This is a genomic window from uncultured Marinococcus sp. (genome assembly GCF_947493875.1).
Lineage (GTDB): Bacteria > Bacillota > Bacilli > Bacillales > Marinococcaceae > Marinococcus.
In genome coordinates this window covers 15,929-32,392 of the sequence record NZ_CANLSU010000012.1, presented here as the reverse complement: position 1 = coordinate 32,392, position 16,464 = coordinate 15,929, and the positions used below count along the sequence as shown (strand labels likewise).

Sequence of the window (16,464 nt, the reverse complement as noted above, 5' to 3'; positions counted from 1 at the left end):
AATGCTCCTCCTATTCCTGTTTGGTTAGTATTTGCTTCGGCTGCATACGCAGGATAGAAACAGACGGGAGCAGAGCAGCCACTACCGCAATCAGACCACCTAATCCAGCAAGCACACCGATATCTGACCAGGTCACACTCACATCCAGACTATCCACTACTTCTGCCTGTTCTCCTCCCATACCGGCATTGCCTTCACCCATGCCACCAGGGGGTCCGAAGGATTCCGGTGAAGTTTCAGTATTTTCTGTAGCGCTCACCTGCTGCTCCAACAGCTGTGTACCCAATTGATCTGCGACTACATTGCCGATTAAAACAGAAAGCCCTACAGCGACAGCAGCAACGATTAAAATCTCCGCCAGAAACTGGCCGGCCAATCTCGATTTTTTCTCCCCAATGGCCATCAGAACGCCCATTTCGTATTTTCGCTCACGGATGGACAGCATGACAATCAAACCAAGAATGGAAGCCCCTGCGGCCGTAACGATATAAACAATATTCGTGGAAAACGAAGCTACATTTTCGATTGGTCCAATCATCTGCTCATACAAAGAAATATTTGAAGTCAACGCATACGTATCGAAGTCCAGGTCACTGGCTTCTTCTGCGTCTGCGGTAAAGGCTTCGGCCTCCTCTGCGTCGTTCAAATAATAAACCGCACTATCGACCGTCGCTTCTTCCCCGGTTAACGTATTCACTTCTGTATAAGGAAGATAAATAGTATTCGATGGATCCTGTGCTGCAATGTTCATACCGGGGTTTGAAGAGCTTGTAGTGCTGCCCGATTCGTAGACACCTATGATTTCCACCTCTGTGCTAGCATCTTCTTCTGTACTTTCCAATGAGATAGTATCCCCAGTTTCTAAATCATTCGCTTCGGCAAGGGTTTCTTCAATCATCGCTACCTGACTACCTTGATCTTCTTTCGTAATATGCCGTCCCTCAACTAGGGAAGCATCCCCGTTCATAAAATCATCAACAGCATCCGAATAAAGAACACCCTGCAGGCTTACATCTCCCTGCATCATTCCTCCGCCTCCGAAGCCAGCTCCCTCCTCCGCGCTTTCCGAAGTGTCGCTACTTTCTTCCACCGCGTCAAAATCGGCAGCTTCAGCTAATGTCGACGTTAGATAATTGTATCCGCGCACCTGTTCAAGCTCCGCGATTGTTTCAGCTTCTTCTACTGCTACGGGAGAGCTAGCTATTTCCGGCGGCCCGTTTCCTCCACCTTCTTCCATCGCTGCTTCCCGGTCCACTGCAAGTGTGACTTCTCCTCCCAGGGATTCTTTAGCTAAGTCTGCTGATGCATTTGCCGCCGTTTTGACTGATAGACCTGACAGGATCAGCACGCAGATAACGGTAAATATCAATAGTTGCATCAGTGTTTTTCCTTTCTTTTCCTTCATACTGAGCAACGCTCTTTTCCATACACGCATATGTATCTGCCTCCTCGTATTTTTTCTAACCTGCTCATCGACAAATATAAATAACAAATATGAAAAAACTATGACAGGACAAAGTCAAAGGTATAAACTTTTTATACATCTGATAAATTTCCTTGCACCTGAAAGGAAGTCCCCTATAAATTAGGGATAGCTGATATATGAAAAAGAGGAGTAATGCTCATATGGATGTACTTGTGGTGGAAGATAATGAAAGTGTAAGCTCTATGCTCGAGCTTTTTTTCCTGAAAGAAAATATACGCGGAACATTTGTATTCAATGGATCCGAAGGATATAAAATGTCCCAGCAGCAGGAGTGGGATCTGCTGATCATCGACTGGATGCTGCCGGGAATGGACGGCATCACCCTTTGTCGTTCTATCCGGGAAAGCGGAAATGAAGTGCCTATTATCATGCTTACAGCTAAGGATTCTGAGTCGGACCAGGTCCTCGGCTTTGAGTTTGGCGCAGATGATTATGTGACAAAGCCGTTCAGTCCTCTAGCATTAATGGCCAGAATACGGGCTGTGACAAGAAGAGCCGAAAAAAAGCCGGCAGCGGATCCTTCCACTTCTGTTCTCGAGAGCCGTCATTTTTACATCAACCTCTCTACTCGTGAAGTTCGATTGGACGGGCAGTCGATAAATAATTTAACCCCAAAAGAATTTGAGTTGCTATCTTTTTTTGTTGCCCGTCCCAAGCAGGTTTTTTCCCGTGAACAGTTGATTGAACGAGTGTGGGGGTATCAATTCATCGGCGACGAGCGGACGGTGGACGTACACATGAAACGACTGCGCAAAAAAATTAGTACTGAGGCCAATGACTATCTGCACACGGTCTGGGGCGTCGGCTATAAATTTGACGAATGGGAAACGCAATGAAAATTAAATACGTTTACCAATTGCTCGCCAGTCACATCGGTATCCTGCTGTTGGCGTTTCTCATTCTAACGCCAGCATTCACTTATTATGTAGAACAATTTATTTATGATTACAAAGTCGATGAATTGAATGATTACGGCGATGCTATTTTACGTGACAAGTCGTCTGCACAGCTTAGTAACTCTGACGAATTGCTAGCGTCCCAAAACATTCGCTTCAGTGTGTTTGATCAGCAGTTTAATGCAACTCACCCTACCAGCGGTACAAATGCTCCCCCTCTCCGTCTGAGTGACAGCGAACTTGATCGACTGCAGCAGGGAGAAACCATTGAAGTCCGTCGTGATGACAAACGTTTTAATCAAACGTCGACGATTGTTATTATTCCAAATTTTCAAGGTGATTCGTTTGCGGGAGGGATTATTTTAACTTCTCCCGTGAGCGGCACAGCTGAGATTATTCGTCAAATTAACCAGATGCTTTTATGGACAGCCCTGGTTGCCTTTCTCGTTTCCGGACTTGTGAGCTGGCTGCTTGCCAGACTCCATGTCAAACGCATCAAGCGCCTGCAGACCGCAGCAAATCGGATTGCAAGCGGAGATTACAAGGTCGAAGTCCCGGAGTCTTCTTTGGATGAAATCGGGGATTTATCACGTGATTTTCATTATATGGCGGAAAAACTCCAGGTATCCAGAGAGGAAATTAAACAGCTTGAAAGCCGCAGAAGACAATTCATGGCGGATGTAGCTCATGAGATGCGCACACCGCTTACTACCATAAACGGCATTATTGAAGGTATTCAAAGCGGGATGATAGATGCTTCTGGCTACAGTAGAGGACTTGAGCTTGCAGGAAAAGAAACAAACCGCCTGACGCGACTTGTGAATGATAATCTCGATTACGAAAAAATACGTTCTAATCAAATTGACCTCAAAAAGGAATGGATGCCTGCAGCAGACGTTCTACAGACCGTGAAAGATCATTTCACCGAAGAAGCCGCCCAAAAGAATATTCAGCTAGTGTCCGACATTAAATCAGACGTATCAGTTTACGCTGATTATGACAGGCTTCTACAGGTTCTATTGAATATTACTAAAAACAGCTTGCAGTTCACTTCTCAAGGCACCGTTTCTCTCCATGCTTTTCCTTTTTCTGAAGGCACTATGTTCGAAATAGCGGACGAAGGCATAGGGATGAGTGCTAAGACGCTGGAAATGATATGGGAACGTTTTTACAAGGAGGATGATTCGCGCAGTGGTGCAGCAGGGAAAGGATTCGGTCTTGGTCTTACCATTGTGAAGCAACTGGTTCATCTACACGGGGGAACCATCGACGTGAAAAGTGAAATAGGAAAAGGAACTGTTTTCTATATCTATTTTCCATTTACCGACTATCAAATCAAAGACATTCTTCCGGAGTGAATGAAGTAACCTAAATAAAGAAAACAGATAAAAGCACCTCTCACGTCGTATTCGTAGTAGGATCGACAGATCGAGGTGTTTTTCTTATGGGAGAAAAGAAACGAAGATATCCAGCAGAAGTGAAACGGGAAGTCCTTTGGAACAAATGGGAAGAAAGATAGAGCAACCCGGCACTTACTCATGGCTACCTTCGGCATTAAGAACGTATCACCAATCAAGTAATGGGCCAGGCGGGTCCAGAACGGAGAGGAATATCGCCTTCTTTATCCAATTAGTCAGCAGTAAACCTACAGTCAAGACCCGCAGAATAGCGACATCGACCGGTTTCAGAAGCAGATGTAGTGCTATGATTTGTTGGTCCTTTCCTTATGGAAAAATAATTTTTTCTTTTTTCTGTACTTTATATCATTGTGATTATTAGTAGGTTCTCCCGGTCCGTCATATTTTGGTTTTTCAATTAACGTCTGGGCCTCCTTCACCTCCAACATGTGCTGAATGTGGATTATAATGGCTTCGGCATACTGCTTTTTATATTGCCTCATCTGCTTGTCTTTCTAAATAAAGCATAAAAAATTCCGCCTCTGATTAGAGACGAAATATCACCCGCGGTACTACTTCACTTGTTCCGAAGAACCTTCTTGCCCATGACCCGACGGCCCCTTTTTGCTTTCAGATCGTTCCACCAAAGTACGCTTCATCATGCGCTGTCTTCCAACCTTCCACCGCCCCTGAGTCGATGCAGAGCGTTCGCATAATTACTCTCATCTTCCCCAACTATGATTTAATAATGATGAAATATATACGTGAAAGATGAAAAAATCATTCTTAAAATAAAATTTGATTTAAACAATTACTTTGTATTAATTACTGTAAACATAACGGCCCTTATCGGAAGTTAATAAGCACTATAAGTAAGTACAATATTTTTTCTGAGTGGCGGTAGATAGAGATTACAGCTTTCAAAATCCAATATTTTGTAAGATCTGACTCCAATGTGTAGTATAAAAATAGTGTTTTCTCAATAATACATGCATTAAAGGAGAGGCGATTTGAAATGAAGTCGGAAACAATGAAAACCTTTGGATTTTATAAGCCGGGCTCTAAAGAAGGGGCACCTGATTTTGAACAGATAGAGCAGGAGAAGCCGACACCAGCAGGACACGATCTACTTATAGAAGTAAAAGCGATATCCGGTAATCCGACTGATATTCGGACACGTGACGGAAAACAGGAAGATGATGATTCATTTACAGTGGTTGGCCGTGATGTTGCAGGAGTTGTTGTAGCGACTGGTGAAGACAGTTCGCTATTTAAAGAAGGGGACGAGGTATTTTATGCCGGGGCGACCGATCGTCCGGGCGGCCAAAGCGAATTTCATCTGGTGGATGAGCGACTCGTAGGAAGGAAGCCAAAAAATCTTGATTTCCCTCAAGCTGCTTCTCTGCCTCTGACCAGCATTACTGCGTATGAAGCATTTTTTGACCGTCTGGGCATTTCAAAAGACGCTGCTGAAAATGCTGGGAAGAGCATTCTCATTATCGGGGCCGCAGGCGGAGTAGGCTCTATTGCTGTACAAATTGCCAAACTGGCCGGACTAACAGTCATTGGCACTGCCTCCCGTTCTGAAACGGTAGAGTGGGTTAAAGACCATGGTGCAGATCAAACCATCAATCATCACGAGCCGTTTGGCCCCCAGCTGGAGAATCTTGGCCTGAATGGTGTTGAATACATCTTCTGTTTAAATAATGTCGATGATCATATGGCAGAAATGGCAAACGTTATTTTGCCGCAGGGAAAAATTTGTTCTATTCTGCCGACTGAAAAACCGTTGGACACGGCGCTGTTCAGCAAAAGTGTCACTTTCGTTTTTGAATTGATGTTCACCCGCTCTCTTTTCCAGACGGCGGATATGGTGCAGCAGCATAGCCTGTTGAACGAGCTGGCCGATTGGGTGGAGGCTGGGAAAATCCACTCCACAGTAACGAAAACCCTTCACCCTATTTCAGTGGAAACGTTGAAGGAAGCTTACAATCAGATTCAAAAGGGAAGTACAATTGGCAAAGTAGTTCTGGAAGGTCCTTTCAAATAAAAGTAACTGTAGCACCGTTCCCTTTTCTTAAGGAGAACGGTGCTTTTAATATTTTTAACGTATAGTAATGTACATTGCACCCAGACATAAAATCTTTATTAAAGGATCTATCCACTACCGGATGGCAGCTCTTTCAAGAGCCAGCGGGAAAACAAGTTGGTTCTCTTTTTTTACGCACACGAAAGGCTTTCAACAAGAAAATTTTTTCGACCATTTGTCTATATGATTGAAATCATGAATCAAAATTTCGTCCCTGATCGTATGCTTCCTGCAGGAGATGGTCCACATGCTCTGCAGAAGGATCGATCCCCTGCACTAATAGATGAAATTGGGACTCGCAGATGCCGACGTAATTAGCCAAACCGACGTTGAAATAATGCTCCATCATGCGATCATAGTGTCGTTTTTCAAATCGCTCCTGGGGAGCACCGGCAATTGTTAATCATAACACCTTTTGATGCGGCAGTCGGGACGGTCCATACGCACACCCGTAATTCCAGACCCTGTCAATGTACCCCTTCAACATGGCCGGCATGCTCCACCACCATAAAGGAAACACATATACGAGGGCGTCATGGCGATTCATCCGCTGCATTTCTTCATCCACTTTTCGGGAATAGGTTTGGTTCTCCTGATTCCACGCTGGCTCGTCTACTTCCTCCAGGACCGGAGAAAAATTACTCCGATAAAGATCTAACACTTCTGTGGTGTGGCCGGCATCGGCTAATCCCCGAAGCAGCGCATGCATCAGTGAAAACGTTAGTGATTCCTCCCTGGGGTGGGCGACCGTGACTAAAATATTCATCTTGCTTCCTCCTTGTTATATTGCTTCCTGTTAAGGATAGCGATAAACTATCGATAGGTAAAATGAATGTTTTTCGTTCAAACGATCATAATTATCGATAGGAGGATATATATGGAATATCGTCAATTGGTTTCCTTTATCACGGTCGTACAGGAACATGGATTTCAACGAGCAGCCGATCGCCTGGGTTACGCCCAGTCCTCCATCACTGCCCACATTCGGCGGCTCGAGGACGAGCTGCGAGTCAACCTGTTCGATCGGCTGGGCAAAACGGTCTTGCTGACCACCAGTGGTCACCGTTTTTATCCGTATGCACTGGATCTGGTCCGTCGTCACCGACAGGCCTACGAGATGGTTCAAGACAACCAAACACCGGCTGGTCCGTTGACGATCGGGGTCACCGATACCATGATGAGTTATTGGCTCCCCACCAGCTTGCGGGTATTTTTATCCGATTATCCAGAGATCTTCCCTACGGTCACAGGCGTTGATTACCTCCGTATTCCCGAACAGTTGCAGCAAGGCATGTATGATCTGGCGTTACTGATAGAATCCCCGGACTGGCATCCGCCTGAATTAACGGTTCGTGCCTTAGCCGATGAGCCGCTTCAGCTGGTTCAGGCTTCCTCCACAACAAAAGAGCATTCGAGTCTCTCCGATCTGATGCTGATGACCAGTCATGCCTGCAGCTGGCGTCCGGTGTTTGAACACCTCCTTCGCCATCAAGCGTATGAGCATACAACCACCGTAGAACTGCCAAGTGCAGAAGCCATTAAGCAGTGCCTGTTGGCCGGCCTGGGAGCTTCCCTCCTCCCCCGCCTGGTCGTTAAGGATGAATTGCACACGGGAGAGCTTCAATCGTTTCCGCTAACACCGGCATTGGCCCCCCTTCAGGTATCGATATGCTGGCACAAAGATAAGCATCTGACCCCAGCGATGCAGGCGTTTATTCATTCGATGCAAGCATCAATATAGGGAGAAAGACCGAAAAATCGTTTATGCTTTTCGGTCTGATATTTTTACTCCCTATCCATTCTTAACATAATCATGATTATCTAGTAGCATTAAAAAAACAAGCATTTCCGGTTCTTCCGAATCCGAAATGCTTGTTTCTTCGTCCATATTGGATGTTTCTATGGTAATCGACAGCGTTGGGCCTGCTTGATGGTTCGCTGAATGAAAGGCGCTTTTGCTGCCGTATAACGTTTTCGGTCATGCGGATACAAACGAGCCAACGTCTGTTTTAACCGTTCATAATCCTTTCGCTTGGCTAGGGACCTGCGCAGCTCCTCTCGAAACAGCCACTGATTGTTCCATGCCTCGCTCTGGTACACATAGATGTGCAGATGATGCGTTCCGGCCCCTCTTGGCCCCTTTCGAAAAAATCGCCGCTCGGGCATGTCGGGGTGATGGACCTCTTCGTAGCCTATGGCCTCTAACTGCCCTTTCCACTCGTCGATCTGGCACAGTTTCTCGACCCCCAGCATCATATCCACCACGGGCTTCGCCGACAAGCCCGGAACAGCAGTACTACCAATATGTTCAAGCAAAAGCTCAGCATTCTCGAGAGCGGAGCAAATATTCATGGCTTCCGCAGCGTATTGGTCGGCCCAGGCAGCATCGTAAGTCTCGATATGGACCTCCTGGTTCATGGTGCTGACCTCCTTAAGAATCTTCCCTGTAGGAAAATGACCGAATATGGTTTTCCAATGCTCGTGCATTGCGCCCTTCCTTAAACATATATCGTATGCCCTTACCAGCCAGTCGTTCATCCTGATAGCGTGGAAGCACATGCATATGTGCATGACGGATATGCTGGCCCCCAATCTCGCCGCTGTTCCATCCAATGGTATATCCCGACGGTTCGTAACGATCATTCATATACTGATAAACATCCTGAAGCAATGCGTGCATCGCGTTCCACTCTTCGGACGTAAGATCAAATACCGTTTCCAGGTGAGCTTTGGGAATAAGCACCCCGGCTCCCTCTAACACCGCTCCTTTGCGATCAGCTTCCTCCAGCTGTAGAAAAGCCCACGTATCATGTTCAATGACGACATGCTGCCGGGGTTCCAGGCTCCAATCACAAAACACACAGGATGTCATCATATCCCCCTCCTTAAAACAGCTTTCTCTTGTCCGTGAAAGGCCGAAAGAAGAAAATCACGTTCCGGCACCTGGTAGGTCTCGTAGGAAGCCATCCAAGACGTTTTGTCATAGACCGCCTCTTGCCGGTCGATGGATAGATGCTCCTGCTCGATGGTGAGGATCGTATACGGAGCGAACGACGAGGGCTGGCAGCCAAGCGACCCTGGATTAATGTAAACCGTATCGCGATCCCGGAAATCATGTACCGGATGATGGTGTCCAAAACCAATCACATCTGCCCGGCAGTCCTGAAAAAGAGCCTGCATTTTTTCCAGCGCAGCGGGTACAATGCTGCTGAAGGGATCTTCGTGGATCGGCGCATCAACCTTTTGTTTCTCGATATGGTAATGCGTAAATAAGCATGTATGGCCGTGAATGGTTTGATGAATCTGGCGCGGCAATTGTTGAAGTTGGGAGATAAACGCGGGATCAATATGATCAGCTACCCATTGATGGTGACGTTTCGCATGAACGTGACTGGCGGGATAGGGATTGTTTTGTGCCAGGGCAAGGACCGCTTCGTCGTGGTTGCCACTCACCAATGATACGTCTTTCCGGGTGAACAACATCTCCAGCACTTGATTCGTATCTGGCCCAATGGCAATCATGTCCCCCAGACAGTACATATGGTCCACATCTTGCCGGGCGTCCAGCTCCTGAAGGACCGCTTGTAACGCCGGGGCATTGCCGTGAATGTCGGCGATGATGCCCAATTTCATCGAACTCTCCCCTTTCTTGATGCCAAACAGTGGCTGCAAATGACCCTTCGCTACTTCCATTATTAAACAGGTTAATGATAGGAATCTTCCTCTGTTTCAATGAAACGTTGTAACGCCCCCTGGCCAGTAATAGGTATCATAGGAATTAATTTGCGCATTCTAAAGGGCAAATTCTATTTTTCTACTGCCTGTTCCTCTAAAACAAGTTGAACGTCGTTACCTGTCATACGAATCCTCGCATGTATCCCATTAGGAATCGTCATCATGGGATCGGTGTGCCCGAAATCCACATTAGAAACAATAGGAAAATGATAACCTTTCGTTGCCCATTCCACTACCGACTGCAATTGAGCCGGATCCGATAAAGCAGCGTCCGCATGGAATCGGCCGATCACCATGCCATTAATCTTATCGAAGATGCCCAGATGCCTCAAATGATATAGGTAGCGATCAAAAGTGCCCGGATGATCATGGTCGTCTTCGATAAATACAATTTTTTCAGTGAAATCTGGAAAGAACGCCGTCCCAGCCAACGAAAGTATGGTTCCCAGATGCCCGGATAGAATATTTCCTTCCGCTTGCCCTTTTTTTAAAATGAATGGGCCTTTATTTTCGATCAATGTTCGTTCCCGTTGATCGTCTTGATCCCATGCCAAAAATTCACTCGACCAATAATCGCTGGACGAAAGGATTTTGGGCGTATCTGTGTGCATTAAGATACTTTGAAAAGCATGCAGCGTATAGTCCATCATTCCTCCGTATTCACCAAATTGAGGAAGGAGCGACGGACCCAAATAGGTGACCAATCCAGTTTCATGATGAATGGCCAATAACATCGCCGTAAAATCGCTATACCCCATGATAATTTTCGGATGCTTACGAATTAATTCATAATCTAATTGTTCTAATAATTGGTTGGAGTTATATCCGCCGACAGTATTGATAACCGCTTTGACTTCCCTATCTGCAATGAATTCGTGAAAATCCTGTAATCGCTCTTCCACCGTTCCCGCCAGATGCCCTGTGTTTTTTTGACAATGCTTTCCCTGCTTGACATTGAATCCGAGCTTCTTTAGTTCATCGATGCCACGCTGAAACCTTCTCGGGCATGTAGCAGCTGCCGGCAGCGATGTAGAAATAACACCTATGGTATCTCCATGTTCTAATTTCTCTGGTTTAATCATTCAAGAGCCTCCATGATTACTGCCTTCTAAAAACGCGGTGCTGTTAGTTTCTTCTAATGCTCAGTCGCATAGACATGTTTAATATCCCCGCTACTTAATTTACATTATGTTTGGGGCGAATCTGCAGAACGATAATAATTTTTAGCTTTACGAGGCTAAGACGTTCAGCCAGCACTTTTCTTGTCTGGCTGAATTATGATATAAAGACCGCCTACCAAAATTCCTGCTAAAAAACCGCCCACATGTCCGGCAATAGAAGCAAACGGAGTCAAAAACGTTAAAGGCCATCCAACGATACAAAGCCCTATCATGAATGACTGTACCGGAGGCTCTATCATGGTCCGGTCCCAAAGAAAGAACATCGTACCTACCCCTAATAAAGCAAAGCCAAAACCAGAAGATCCCACAACAGTTCCGGTCTGCCAGATCCATACTGCAAGACCGGCTCCCACAATACCGCCCAGGAATAATCCGAGATACCAGCGAAGTGGGAAACAGCTTTCCATCCATGCCCCCATGACAAGAATGGCCATTACATTTGCAGCCAGATGGAGCCAATTAAAATGAAAAAATGCGTAGGTTACGACCCGATAGGGGTCATCAGATAAAGAAACCTCCTGGCCAACGCCAATCCAAGGATTCCAGCTTTCAGCTCCAGTAATGATTTTCCCCGCCACGTCCAATACCATGATTCCTAATAATAGAACGGCGATCCCCCAAGTGATTGGAAATCGCTCTCGATATTCGCGAATCGAGGCCACCTCGGTCACCATCTATAGCAAACCTCCTAATAAAGAGTTAAATTTCCATTTATTGTATCATATAGAGTCGCTATACTGCCTATTTCAATTTGCAGAACCATGGGGCTGAAGTATATAAAAATTGCTGATGACTCTGCGACATATCCAATCGGTTTATCCTGGATAAGACACAAAACCTTACCCTCTTCAGTAAAAAATTTTCGCGATTCCATTATTTCGCACTTTAAATCGTCAAATTAAGTTAGACACCATATCATTCTCCATGTACCTCATGAATACTTCCAACGGGGTGCAATAATCTAACGATTTTCTTGGGATGTGATTTCTTCGGGAGGCCACAGCGGAAACATACGGCTGATCCACGTCGTTAAAATCCATGTGCTTGGGCAGGCCGTCTTTTCGGAGCAGACCGTTTGAATGCTCGTTTAACCCGCGCTGAGAAGGGGTTCCCGGATCCGCAAAATAAATGGCAAGGTCATGCTTGTTGCTGATTGACCGCCAGTTGGAGAACTCCTTGCCACAGTCGAAAGTGATGGATTTGAACAGGTGCTTGGGAAAGCGGCTGCACCACCGGCGCAGCGTGGTTTCAATATCTCCGGCCGTACGACCGGCTGGCTGAAGGGTAATAATCACTTTCGATAAGCGTTCGACCAGGGTAATCACGGCACTCTTGTGGTGACGGCCGACAATGGTGTCTCCCTCCAGGTGGCCAAATTCCTGTGGAAAGGCCGGGTAATCCTGCGCTCGGTCTGAAAGGGTCCGCCGAAACGACTGCTTTCCCCGGCGTTCCTGATGCCCGTTCGGTTTTCGCTTTCCTTTCATCGGCAGGGAGCTTCGATCCAGCACTCGGCGCTCGAATAGGCGGTACAGGGTGCGCGCGGAACAAGGCAGGGGGCGCTCCTGCCGGCCAATGATGACATCAGGCGTCCATCCGTCCCCGACTTTGTCAGTGACATAGGCTTGATCGGTTGCCGATAAGACCGTCGGTCTTCGACCACAACGCTGTTTATTGGCTTGATACCGCTGAACATAATCAAGGGCCCGATGCCCTTCCCGTAAGTAACTCACGACGTTGTGGATCGTTTGACGGGCGCGCCCGAGTTGCCTGGCAATCCGGGAAACTGAGAACTCATTCTGATTATACGCTTCTATGAGGACAACTTCATTCGTGCTAAGATGGGTGTAGGTCATTCGTGATCACTCCTGTGATTTCTTTGGTCGGAAATTCATTTTGAGTGTATCACGAGTGATCTTTTTCGTTGTCTAGCTTAATTTTACAATCGGCGCACTATAAAGATAACTATAATATGTTCAAATTTTAGTAAAGATATTCATTATAAAAACATTTGTAAAAGCACTATTTTCAAAAAAGAGTAACGTTTCGAAGAAGTCATCGGCTTATCGCCAGTCAATAACCCTTGGTTTGTAACAAGAGTCATAAATCTAAAATCTCTAAAGAGAGGCACCTATGACGTAATGTATTGGTTACGCACGCGTCCCCACCTATCACCAGGATTTTAATTCCCACTAGGTATTGGAAGAAGCCGGCTGTTATCGCATCTTTATCTAAAAGGTGACAGGCACGAACACCATCGGACAAGCATAAAAAAGGGCAGTCCTATTTCAGACCACCCTTCTCTCTATTATATTATAATTCTCAATTCCATATATTATAAGGTAACGCGTATATTGTATTCCACAAGCCAGGCATTAACTTGAATCAAGTAGTCCAGCAATCCTTTGGCACTGGAATCTTGTAGGTTTTCATCTTTTCCTTCAGCGATAAGACGGGTTTTTTCTACATTGATATAAGGAAGAATCGGAGAATTTGGATCATTCAATATTTGCAGCATCCATTCCTGGACTCTTTTTAAATATTCCTTATCCTTGGTGCTTGGATACGCACTTTTTTTGCGATAACGCACGTCTTCAGATAGATAGCCTTCAAACGCTCGCCGCAATACTCCCTTTTCAATGTTGTCTACATTTTTCATCTCAATCGGCACATTCCATAAGTACTGTACAAGTCTATAGTCACAGAAAGGAACACGAACCTCAAATCCTGTCATCATACTTGCGCGATCTTTGCGATCAAGCATAAAAGGAAGAAAACGGGTGATGAACATATAAGACATTCGGCGCTGCTTCGCTTGAAGCTCTGTCTCTCCCGCTAAAACGGGTACTTCATCTAATGCCTCTTGGTAACGTTCTTTTTGATAATTTGAAAGATCTAGTCGCCCTTTCAATTCATCAGATAAAATGTCGCCGATGCCACTCATATTCATAAGCCATGGAAAGGTATCCGCATCTAAAAACTCTTCCTGATGAAACCATGGGTATCCTGAAAACACTTCATCCGCCGATTCTCCAGATAATGCGACAGTGGCCTCTTTTTTCATTTCTTTAAAAAGTAAGTAAAGAGAAGTTTCAATTTCTCCTACCCCAGGCAGATCCCGTGCTCTCATCGGCACCAGCAGATTCTCTACAAGCTCATCCCCGTCCAGGACGACAGATTTATGATTCGTTCCAACCTCTTCGGAAACTTTTTTCACCCAGGGCTCATCTAAATCTCCTCTTAAAAAATCCTTTTCAAAATCCTTCTCATTGTTTTCAAAATCTATGGAATATGTGTGCATCGTTTTTCCTGCTTTTGAAAATTCGTCTCCGGCAATCGCGGTTAACCCACTGGAATCAAGCCCTCCTGAAAGCATGGATACGACCGGCCGATCAGCCACAAGCTGTTGCTTGACGGTGTCCTCTAAATAGGACCGAATGGTCGATACCGTCGTCTCGAGATCATCTGGGTGTGGATGACTATCCAGCACCCAGTAGCATTCTTCCGTTCGTGTGTCTTTCTTAAATGTGACATAATGCCCCGCCCGCACCTCTTCGATGTCTTTAAACACTCCCTGGCCTGGTGTCCGAATCGGGCCAAGGCCAAAAATTTCTGAAAGTCCTTGTTGATCAACTACCGGCTCCACCTCTGGATGGGCAAACATGGCTTTTAACTCAGAACCGAAAATAATGTCTTCCCCTCGATTGGCAAAATAAAGAGGCTTCACACCAAGGTGATCTCTACCAAGCATCAATTGTTCATTACGCTCATCCCAAACAGCGAAAGCAAAGATACCATTTAATCGTTCTATACAAGCTTCTCCCCATTCCAAATAAGCGTGAAGGAGTACTTCAGTATCACTTGAACTCATAAACTGATGGCCATTATCCATCAGCTCTTTTTTTAAGGCTGCAAAATTATAAATTTCTCCGTTATAACTTAAAGCGATCTCATACGAACCATCACGATAGATCATCGGTTGTTTTCCCCCATCGGGATCAATAACGATCAACCGGCGATGTCCTAAAGCTGCATGCTTCGTCAGCCACATGCCGTCACGGTCAGGACCTCGATGTGTCAAAGCATCTGTCATATTTTCTAAAATAGAATGCTGTTTACTTAGGTTTTGTGTCCAAGACACCCATCCAGTTATTCCACACATGATGAAAAATCCTTCTTTCTGATGTAAATCTAGTTTTCCTGTGTTTTTGGCACCCAATTCATCAAGTAGTTTCATTATACAACTTGATTATTGTATAATACAACTAAGTAAAATAAGTGTCAATGGCAAGAAATATGATATCATCAAAAAAGATTTCTTATATACAGGGGTGAAAAGCATGAATGATGACTCTCTCGAATTAATCGAAGAACAAGTGACGGATTTCATTCGACGCATTGTTCTTACAGAAAAAAGCCACGACGCTCTCGATCGCTCTACGTATATTTTATTACGCCATTTATCAACATACGGACCTTCTGGCGTGAAAAAGTTAGCCGAAGATTTGCATTTAGATATTTCAACCGTTAGCCGTCAAGCACGTGTGTTGGTACAAAAAATGTATATAGAAAAAGTCCCACACCCGGAAGACAAAAGGGCCTATTTTTATAAAATTACAGAGATTGGATTAAAAGAATTAGCGGAAAACAAAATACGCAGATATAATCGATTAGCTGATATTCTTGATGATTGGAATGAAGAAGAAAAAGCGGTTTTTGGTGAGATGTTACAAAAATACAACCAAAGCGTAAATGAAAAAATAAACTTAGAATAAAATTGTTTCTTTTACAATTATCAAATTATAGAGTTCGTCCTACGAATGCTTGGTTTTGGAAGCAAATCCAGAACGGGGACTGGCACAGCGATTTAGTGGTTGCTTTTAGCCTATTTGATTGCAGAGAACATAAGCATGTCCGGCTGCCTGCTTTTTCAGCCGTGTGCCGGCCTTATGCTTAGAACATTTCGAACAATTAATGGAAAAGATCGTTCTAAACTAGGAGGAAATCAGATGTTCACCTTATCCAAAAGTATATGGGTCAATCCGTCCCCAGAGCAGGAAACTGTTTTAACTCGAGACCACATTTGGGAAGGGTTGATCATGAAAGCGGAAGATGCCACCCCATTTGTGGAGGTCATGGACAAATGTCGTGTGCTGGAACGTGGGGATCGGTATTTACGACGCGAAATCGAAATCAACGGCACCAAGACTCAGGAACGAGTTACCTTTTTCCCAAAGCATATGGTCGTGTTTGAACCCTTGGAGAGCGATGGCCTCATTAGAAACGACATCGAAGAAGATGCGCATGGACACTTGTCGATTCGTTTTACGTTTGCTTTGGAAGTGCCTAAAGACGAATACTTGAGCGCCCAGAACTATGCACAACGCATGGAAAAGAACTATACAGCGGCAGTGGAAACGACTCTGGCTACCATTCGTACGTTTGTCAAAGAGGGAAAACTATAATTTTTTCCTGCAAAGGGACCCATCACCGTCATAGTGATGGGTCTCAATTGATATCAACAGAAAAAGTAGTTCTTTTCTTAGTTTTTGGAGCGATGGCTTTTTCAGAAACTTAATGAATCATGAATTCGCTGGGGGAATCAGTGTGAAATAATTGGCTATCACTGTTTATTTCAGCAGCTAGTATAAAGTAGAGTGTTTTCATAGTATTTGGTTAAGCT

The 16,464-nt window shown here is 45.1% G+C and carries 16 protein-coding genes and 1 pseudogene; 7 read left to right on the top strand and 10 right to left on the bottom strand.

Translation table 11 applies throughout. The annotated features are described in order from the left end of the window. Window positions 1–10: 10 nt before the first annotated feature. The gene (locus Q0757_RS15730; protein WP_298789033.1) at window positions 11–1,435 is read right to left on the bottom strand and encodes an ABC transporter permease; all 1,425 of its coding nucleotides are present in this window, start codon (window positions 1,433–1,435) and stop codon (window positions 11–13) included. A gap of 191 nt (window positions 1,436–1,626) precedes the next feature. On the opposite strand from Q0757_RS15730, the gene Q0757_RS15725 reads away from it, so the two are divergent. From Q0757_RS15725 to Q0757_RS15715, 3 genes are all read left to right on the top strand, one after another. Then, window positions 1,627–2,322, top strand: coding sequence for a response regulator transcription factor (locus tag Q0757_RS15725; protein ID WP_298789031.1), 696 nt, complete (start codon window positions 1,627–1,629; stop codon window positions 2,320–2,322). Further along, window positions 2,319–3,740, top strand: a complete 1,422-nt coding sequence (locus Q0757_RS15720; RefSeq protein WP_298789028.1) for a HAMP domain-containing sensor histidine kinase — start codon at window positions 2,319–2,321, stop codon at window positions 3,738–3,740. The genes Q0757_RS15725 and Q0757_RS15720 overlap by 4 nt, the downstream gene beginning before the upstream one ends. A gap of 1,054 nt (window positions 3,741–4,794) precedes the next feature. Next, the gene (locus Q0757_RS15715; RefSeq protein ID WP_298789026.1) at window positions 4,795–5,829 is read left to right on the top strand and encodes a zinc-binding alcohol dehydrogenase family protein; all 1,035 of its coding nucleotides are present in this window, start codon (window positions 4,795–4,797) and stop codon (window positions 5,827–5,829) included. Between the two features lie 232 nt (window positions 5,830–6,061). On the opposite strand, the gene Q0757_RS17030 is transcribed toward Q0757_RS15715, so the two are convergent. Next, window positions 6,062–6,217, bottom strand: a complete 156-nt coding sequence (locus tag Q0757_RS17030) for a hypothetical protein (RefSeq protein ID WP_366139546.1) — start codon at window positions 6,215–6,217, stop codon at window positions 6,062–6,064. A 54-nt stretch (window positions 6,218–6,271) separates the two neighbouring features. Then, window positions 6,272–6,634 (bottom strand): NAD(P)H oxidoreductase, encoded by a 363-nt coding sequence (locus tag Q0757_RS17025; protein ID WP_366139545.1) that lies wholly within the window; start codon window positions 6,632–6,634, stop codon window positions 6,272–6,274. A 66-nt stretch (window positions 6,635–6,700) separates the two neighbouring features. On the opposite strand from Q0757_RS17025, the pseudogene Q0757_RS17020 reads away from it, so the two are divergent. Both Q0757_RS17020 and Q0757_RS15700 read left to right on the top strand, forming a co-directional pair. Then, window positions 6,701–6,868 (top strand): annotated as a pseudogene (locus Q0757_RS17020) (LysR family transcriptional regulator); the annotation flags it as partial. A gap of 117 nt (window positions 6,869–6,985) precedes the next feature. Then, a complete protein-coding gene (locus Q0757_RS15700; protein ID WP_298789022.1) occupies window positions 6,986–7,609 on the top strand; it encodes a substrate-binding domain-containing protein in 624 nt (207 codons plus the stop codon). A gap of 158 nt (window positions 7,610–7,767) precedes the next feature. Here Q0757_RS15700 and Q0757_RS15695 read toward each other — a convergent pair whose 3' ends face one another. The 7 genes from Q0757_RS15695 to asnB all read right to left on the bottom strand — a co-directional run bounded on the left by Q0757_RS15695 (window position 7,768) and on the right by asnB (window position 14,943). Further along, complete coding sequence (locus Q0757_RS15695) at window positions 7,768–8,286, bottom strand: GrpB family protein (RefSeq protein WP_298789020.1); 519 nt, start codon at window positions 8,284–8,286, stop codon at window positions 7,768–7,770. Window positions 8,287–8,299: 13 nt separating this feature from the next. Beyond that, on the bottom strand, window positions 8,300–8,740 hold the full coding sequence (locus Q0757_RS15690; RefSeq protein ID WP_298789075.1) for an HIT family protein: 441 nt from the start codon (window positions 8,738–8,740) through the stop codon (window positions 8,300–8,302). Then, entirely contained in the window at window positions 8,740–9,561 is an 822-nt protein-coding gene (locus Q0757_RS15685) for a metallophosphoesterase (protein WP_298789018.1), read from the bottom strand. The genes Q0757_RS15690 and Q0757_RS15685 overlap by 1 nt, the downstream gene beginning before the upstream one ends. Window positions 9,562–9,674: 113 nt before the next feature. Then, the gene (locus Q0757_RS15680; RefSeq protein ID WP_298789016.1) at window positions 9,675–10,685 is read right to left on the bottom strand and encodes a S66 peptidase family protein; all 1,011 of its coding nucleotides are present in this window, start codon (window positions 10,683–10,685) and stop codon (window positions 9,675–9,677) included. A 164-nt stretch (window positions 10,686–10,849) separates the two neighbouring features. After that, on the bottom strand, window positions 10,850–11,458 hold the full coding sequence (locus tag Q0757_RS15675) for a rhomboid family intramembrane serine protease (RefSeq protein ID WP_298789014.1): 609 nt from the start codon (window positions 11,456–11,458) through the stop codon (window positions 10,850–10,852). Between the two features lie 219 nt (window positions 11,459–11,677). Continuing rightward, window positions 11,678–12,637 carry an IS30 family transposase gene (locus tag Q0757_RS15670; protein ID WP_298789012.1) on the bottom strand — a complete coding sequence of 320 codons (960 nt, stop codon included), beginning with the start codon at window positions 12,635–12,637 and terminating at the stop codon, window positions 11,678–11,680. 479 nt (window positions 12,638–13,116) lie between these two features. Further along, on the bottom strand, window positions 13,117–14,943 hold the full coding sequence (asnB, locus tag Q0757_RS15665) for an asparagine synthase (glutamine-hydrolyzing) (RefSeq protein ID WP_298789073.1): 1,827 nt from the start codon (window positions 14,941–14,943) through the stop codon (window positions 13,117–13,119). Window positions 14,944–15,121: 178 nt separating this feature from the next. Between asnB and Q0757_RS15660 the strand changes: the two genes are divergently transcribed. Continuing rightward, on the top strand, window positions 15,122–15,556 hold the full coding sequence (locus Q0757_RS15660; RefSeq protein ID WP_298789010.1) for a MarR family winged helix-turn-helix transcriptional regulator: 435 nt from the start codon (window positions 15,122–15,124) through the stop codon (window positions 15,554–15,556). 234 nt (window positions 15,557–15,790) lie between these two features. Next, on the top strand, window positions 15,791–16,246 hold the full coding sequence (locus Q0757_RS15655) for an SRPBCC family protein (protein WP_298789008.1): 456 nt from the start codon (window positions 15,791–15,793) through the stop codon (window positions 16,244–16,246). Window positions 16,247–16,464 lie beyond the last annotated feature (218 nt).

What these genes read in the sequence shown, in the direction of transcription:
- Q0757_RS15675 (WP_298789014.1), bottom strand. Translation starts at nt 11,458, where the DNA reads ATGGTGACCGAGGTGGCCTCGATTCGCGAATATCGAGAGCGATTTCCA.
- Q0757_RS15715 (WP_298789026.1), top strand. Translation starts at nt 4,795, where the DNA reads ATGAAGTCGGAAACAATGAAAACCTTTGGATTTTATAAGCCGGGCTCT.
- Q0757_RS15700 (WP_298789022.1), top strand. Translation starts at nt 6,986, where the DNA reads ATGGTTCAAGACAACCAAACACCGGCTGGTCCGTTGACGATCGGGGTC.
- Q0757_RS15690 (WP_298789075.1), bottom strand. Translation starts at nt 8,740, where the DNA reads ATGACATCCTGTGTGTTTTGTGATTGGAGCCTGGAACCCCGGCAGCAT.
- Q0757_RS17025 (WP_366139545.1), bottom strand. Translation starts at nt 6,634, where the DNA reads ATGAATATTTTAGTCACGGTCGCCCACCCCAGGGAGGAATCACTAACG.
- Q0757_RS15725 (WP_298789031.1), top strand. Translation starts at nt 1,627, where the DNA reads ATGGATGTACTTGTGGTGGAAGATAATGAAAGTGTAAGCTCTATGCTC.
- Q0757_RS15655 (WP_298789008.1), top strand. Translation starts at nt 15,791, where the DNA reads ATGTTCACCTTATCCAAAAGTATATGGGTCAATCCGTCCCCAGAGCAG.
- Q0757_RS15680 (WP_298789016.1), bottom strand. Translation starts at nt 10,685, where the DNA reads ATGATTAAACCAGAGAAATTAGAACATGGAGATACCATAGGTGTTATT.
- Q0757_RS15685 (WP_298789018.1), bottom strand. Translation starts at nt 9,561, where the DNA reads ATGGAAGTAGCGAAGGGTCATTTGCAGCCACTGTTTGGCATCAAGAAA.
- Q0757_RS17030 (WP_366139546.1), bottom strand. Translation starts at nt 6,217, where the DNA reads ATGATGGAGCATTATTTCAACGTCGGTTTGGCTAATTACGTCGGCATC.
- Q0757_RS15660 (WP_298789010.1), top strand. Translation starts at nt 15,122, where the DNA reads ATGAATGATGACTCTCTCGAATTAATCGAAGAACAAGTGACGGATTTC.
- Q0757_RS15730 (WP_298789033.1), bottom strand. Translation starts at nt 1,435, where the DNA reads ATGCGTGTATGGAAAAGAGCGTTGCTCAGTATGAAGGAAAAGAAAGGA.
- Q0757_RS15695 (WP_298789020.1), bottom strand. Translation starts at nt 8,286, where the DNA reads ATGAACCAGGAGGTCCATATCGAGACTTACGATGCTGCCTGGGCCGAC.
- Q0757_RS15720 (WP_298789028.1), top strand. Translation starts at nt 2,319, where the DNA reads ATGAAAATTAAATACGTTTACCAATTGCTCGCCAGTCACATCGGTATC.
- asnB (WP_298789073.1), bottom strand. Translation starts at nt 14,943, where the DNA reads ATGTGTGGAATAACTGGATGGGTGTCTTGGACACAAAACCTAAGTAAA.
- Q0757_RS15670 (WP_298789012.1), bottom strand. Translation starts at nt 12,637, where the DNA reads ATGACCTACACCCATCTTAGCACGAATGAAGTTGTCCTCATAGAAGCG.